Annotated in this window: 5 protein-coding genes; 2 read left to right on the top strand and 3 right to left on the bottom strand. The window is 76.1% G+C overall.

The genetic code is table 11. The features are described from left to right. From RKE29_RS27955 to RKE29_RS27945, 3 genes are all read right to left on the bottom strand, one after another. A partial coding sequence (locus RKE29_RS27955; protein ID WP_312008471.1) for a bifunctional DNA primase/polymerase occupies nucleotides 1-513 on the bottom strand: 513 nt, incomplete at its 3' end. A 372-nt stretch (nucleotides 514-885) separates the two neighbouring features. Further along, nucleotides 886-1251, bottom strand: coding sequence for a hypothetical protein (locus RKE29_RS27950; RefSeq protein WP_312008470.1), 366 nt, complete (start codon nucleotides 1249-1251; stop codon nucleotides 886-888). A 200-nt stretch (nucleotides 1252-1451) separates the two neighbouring features. Beyond that, nucleotides 1452-2519 (bottom strand): phosphatase PAP2 family protein, encoded by a 1068-nt coding sequence (locus RKE29_RS27945; protein WP_312008469.1) that lies wholly within the window; start codon nucleotides 2517-2519, stop codon nucleotides 1452-1454. Nucleotides 2520-2935: 416 nt separating this feature from the next. Here RKE29_RS27945 and RKE29_RS27940 point away from each other — a divergent pair, with 416 nt between their 5' ends. After that, nucleotides 2936-3529 (top strand): histidine phosphatase family protein, encoded by a 594-nt coding sequence (locus tag RKE29_RS27940; RefSeq protein WP_312008468.1) that lies wholly within the window; start codon nucleotides 2936-2938, stop codon nucleotides 3527-3529. 525 nt (nucleotides 3530-4054) lie between these two features. Then, the gene (locus RKE29_RS27935; RefSeq protein WP_312008472.1) at nucleotides 4055-4594 is read left to right on the top strand and encodes a hypothetical protein; all 540 of its coding nucleotides are present in this window, start codon (nucleotides 4055-4057) and stop codon (nucleotides 4592-4594) included. Nucleotides 4595-4777 lie beyond the last annotated feature (183 nt).

Raw genomic sequence — 4777 nt, 5'->3', positions numbered from 1 at the left:
GGCGGGTGCGCCCCCGGCGCCGGACGCCACCGGCGCGGCGGCCGCGGCGGGTGCGGCGGGTGCGGCGGGTGCGGGCGGGTCGGGCGGGTCGGGCGGGTCCTGCGGCTCGACGGGTTCGGCCGGGTAGAGCGGCGGGATCGCCACCGAGTCGCCTGGCCCGTGGCACAGCAGCGGCGGCGCGGCGCCGCCCCACTCCTCCCAGTCCAGCAGCGCGGGCAGCCGCTGGGCCGTACCGGGGTCGGCGAACAGCATGATCCGGCCGCGGTGGGCCGCCACCGGTCCGGTGCCGGGCCCGTCAGTCCATAACCGGCTCACCACCCGCCGGCCGAAGAGCGCCGGCATGCTGATGACGTCGAAGGCGGTGCCGCAGGGCAGCACGACCGCCGCCGCCGGGCTGTGCGCCCACAGTGCGTGCACGCTGCGAGGGAAGGGGCTGGCCGAGGCGAGCCAGTCCGCTCCGGTGGAGGTGACGTAGGCGGCGGTCTGATGTGACTCCCGAGGCCATCTGCTCATGGTCCATACACCTAGCGGTAGGGCGGGTTCCGTATGTGGAGTGAGTGACACCGCGGCACGGGGCGTCCAGTGGTGTCTTCCCCGGTGTACGGGCCGATGACGCGCGATCTCTGACCGGGAGCCCGCGCGAGGCCGTGTGAAATCCGGGGGAAAGGGGTGAGCCGGGGCAAGTCGGAGGGCCCGGCAGGAGCGAACGGCGTGAGCCCGGCGGGAACGGTCGGCGGGAAGCCGAGGCGGACGGGCGGCGCGAAGCCGAGGGGGACGGCCGACGGGAGGCCGACGGGGACGGTCGGCGCGGAGTCGGCGAGCGGCGGCCTGAGGAGGGCGGGTGGCAGGCGGTCGGTGGGCGGCCCGACGGGGGCGGGCGCCGGGTCACGCCGACGTTCCGCCGTTCTCCATCAGCTCGCGGCCGAACTCGACCATCTTCCGCGCGTAGTCCTCGGTCCACGCGGCGCGCTCCGCGATCACGGCCGGGGTGAGCCGGTCGAAGCGCTTGGGGTCGGCGAGCTGGGCGGCGGCCATGGCCTGGTACTCCGTCGCCCGGTCGGTCGCCGCGCGGAAGGCCAGCACCAGCTCGGTGGACCGGGCCAGCAGCTCCCTGGGGTCCTCGATCGACTCCAGGTCGAAGAAGTGCTCGGGGTCGCCTGAGCCGGCCGGGGGCTCGAAGAGAAGTGGTGCGGGTTTGAGCCGTCGACCGTCGCCGGTGCGCGGGCTCGGAGCCGACTGCGGCTCGGACATGTACGTACCTCCAGGTTCGTCTCACCGCAATCCATTGTCCCGCCGTGCGCAAGTGTGCCCCCGCGCCCCTGCCGGAACGCTGCGTCGCCGGCCCGACGCGCCTGGTCCGGCCGGGGACCGCCGGACCGCGGGGAGGCTCCGGCACGGGTGGTGCGCCGACCCCGGACGTCCGCCCGCCGGGCCTGGCGTACCCCCGGGCCTCAGCGGGCCGCGGCCGCGGTGCCGTCGCCCGCCGCCGCGGGCGCGTCGGCCCCCTGGCCCGTCCCGGGACCGGACTCCGGCCCGGCGGCGCCCCCGGCCGGTCCGGCCCCGCCGCGGGGCTCGTCCGCCGTGTCCGCCTTGTCTCCGCGCTGGTGCGGAATGAGATCGTGGTCACGTGTCACAGTGTCGCCGCCGCCACTGACAGTCACCGGTGCGCCGCTCCCGCTCGGCCCGCCGTCCGCCTCGCCCGTCCGCGCCGCGGGCACCGCGACCGGCGCCTGGGCCTCGGCGCGCGCCCTGCCCGCGCGCTCGCGCAGCCGGTCGGCCAGCCGCAGCGCGGGCCGGGTGAGCAGGAGGCCGACACCCATGGTGGCCGCCCCGGCGAGCGCGTCCAGGAAGTAGTGGTTGGCGGTGCCCATCACCACGAGCACGATGGTCAGCGGGTACAGGACCCCGAGGGCCTTGGTCCACGTCGTCCGGCCGTACCGCCACAGCGCCACCCCGCACCACAGCGCCCACCCGACGTGGAGGCTGGGCATGGCCGCGTACTGGTTCGTCAGCCCGCCCAGGCCGCGCGGGGCGCTCGCCTCGCCGCCCCACCAGCCGTACGAGGCGTACTGCGCCATGGTGTCGACGAAGCCGTGCCCCGCGTCCAGCAGCCGCGGCGGGCAGGTCGGCGCCAGCGTGAAGCCGACCAGGCCCAGGATGGTGGAGATCAGCAGCCAGGTACGCAGAAAGCGGTACTCGCCCAGTCGGCGGAACCACAGCCAGACCAGGACCAACGGCGTAACGACGTAGTGCAGGGAGGCGTAGGCGAAGTCCGCCGGGACGCCGATGACGGCGTGGTGCGTGAAGAGATTGTTGAGTGGTGTCTCGAAGTCGATGTCCAGCCGCTGTTCGAGCCGCAGGAGCGCCAGCCCGTGATCGACGGCGGTGGTGACATCCCCGCGGGCCAGCAGCCGCCCGGCCGAGTACGCGGCGTACAGGACGGCGATCAGTGGCAGTTCGGCCCACCAGCGCGGACGGACGGCCCGTGACGATCCGGTACTGGGCACGGTCTGGGGCATCCGCTCGCTCTCCAAAAATCAGGCGGCCTCGGGCAGGCGCGCGGTCAACCGTACGTCCTTCGCGCGGCGATCCGGGCGTCACCCCCGAAACAGGCCCGCGCGTGCGCCGCGTTCACCCGGCGGCACGTGAGACTACCGGTGTGCCCCTGGAGGGGGCGGCGCGGGCGGCTCGGAAGCGACCGGCCACGCGCGGGGTGGCGCGAAGGGTCCGGCGACGCGTTCGGCGGCGGACCGCAGGTGAGCGAGAAGACGCGCGGGTGGCCCGGAGGGTTGCCTTCCGGACGGGTGCGGCATGATGGACCGGGCGCCGGGACAGAGGGGACCTGTCCCCAGAATGGCGTGAAAAAGCATGTGAATGGCGTGATACCACGTGCACCGCGCGTGGTATCACGAATCAGGCGAAAGGTTTCCTCTCCATGGCACCGCGCATCCTGCTCGCCCGGCACGGCCAGACGGAGTGGTCGCTTTCGGGCAGGCACACCGGCCGCACGGACGTCCCTCTGCTCGACCAGGGCCGGGCGGCCGCGAAGCTGCTGGGCGAACGGCTGCACCGGGCGCCGTGGTCCGGCCTGGAAGGCGTGGAGGTGCGCACCAGCCCGCTGGCGCGCGCCCGGGAGACCTGCGAGCTGGCCGGCTTCGGCGACCGCGCGCGGGACTGGAGCGCGCTGCTGGAGTGGGACTACGGCGCGTACGAGGGCCGGACGTCGGAGGAGATCGCGGCGGAGCGGCCCGGCTGGGTCATCTGGCGCGACGGCGTGCCGCGCGGCGAGACGCTGGCGCAGCTGTCGGCGCGGGCCGACGAGGTGGTGGCCTGGGCGCGCGGCGGCGACCGGGACGTGCTGCTGTTCGCGCACGGCCACATCCTGCGCAGCATCGCCGCCCGCTGGCTCGGACTCGACGTGTCCTTCGCGGCCCGCATCCGCCTGGACCCGACCTCGCTGTCCGTCCTGGGCTGGGCATACGGCGACCCGGCGATCGACCGCTGGAACGACACGGGCCACCTGGGCTGACCCCGTCACCCCCGCCCTGGCCCCGCCTGCCCGGGCATCCGCGCCGCCCGCGCGGGAGGGCCGTACCGCGCGGGAGGGCCGTACCGGGCGGGAGGGCCGTGCCGGGCGCTGCGGCGCTTCGGCCGTGGGCGTACGCGCGGGGGAGGCCCGCGGGGCCGTGCGCCGGCCGTAGGCCCGGGACGTACGGCTCGGCCGCCCGGGACGCTCGCCCCCTCACACCGGGCCGCGGAACGTCCGCCGTGGAACGTCCGCCCCCGTACGTAGTGCCCCGGAACGTAGCGCCCCGGGACGGTCGCCCCGCAGCGCGCGCGCCACCCCGGGACACCCAGGGTCACCCGGCGAGGCCCGGCCGTCCCTGAGGTCCGTTCCTGCCCGAGGGGCCCCTGCCGCTACCCGGAATTCACCGGCAAACCGGATTTCTGCCTCGATTCGGCCGGAATGCCATCCTTTGTGGCGGCATTCCGCCGTAGCCGTTGACAGCCGGGGGCGTTGAACCCTGAGGAACCCAGGGACATCCCCGTGGACATCAGGGAGGCAGGTTTGAACACCATCGGCTCGCGGACCACCGCCCAGCACCCTCCGAGTCAGCCGGCGCGGCCCGTGCGGCCCGCGCCCACCTCTCAGCTCGGCCTGGACGGCCCGGACGGCGCCGACGACGGCCCCGGCGGGCAGGGCGGCCAGGACGGGCCGCCCGCCCAGGACTGCGACCTCGTGACCGTCCCCGCGCGCCAGGGTCTGGAGGCCGTGGCCATCCTGCGACTGCGGGACGGCGTCGGGCCGGTCCTGCACGACGGCGCCTGCGACACCCTCGGGTTCCTGGTGCCGCCCGGCACCGCCGACGCCTGGGACCTGCCGGGCAGCGCGTGCACACAGACGTACGCGGGCGCGGGGGTGTGCGCGGGTGGCGGACGCGGCGGCCGCGGGCCGGCCGACCCGCCTGTCTCCGGCACCGGCTGGCTGGTGCCGCCGGACGCCACCCCGGCCGTCGCCACCGACCCGGCCGACCTGCGGGCGGCCCTGGGCGAGGCCGCCCGCACGATCGAGGCCGCCGACCGCTGCCAGTGACCTCCGTACCCCCCTCCGTACCCCCTCCGTACCGCCCTCCACGCCGGCTCCTCCGCTCCCGACCCCCGCGCTGCCGCCCACCGGCCCCGTGCCGGCCGCTCCCGTCGGCCCCCGCCGCGGTCCGCTCGCCGCCGCGGCCCGCGCGTGAGGCGCCGGACGTCCGGTACGGCGCGGCGCCGCGCG

This window comes from Streptomyces sp. B1866, from assembly GCF_031932565.1.
Taxonomy (GTDB): domain Bacteria; phylum Actinomycetota; class Actinomycetes; order Streptomycetales; family Streptomycetaceae; genus Streptomyces.
Note: the sequence above shows the minus strand (reverse complement) of the source record. Positions and strands in the feature narration are given on the sequence as shown.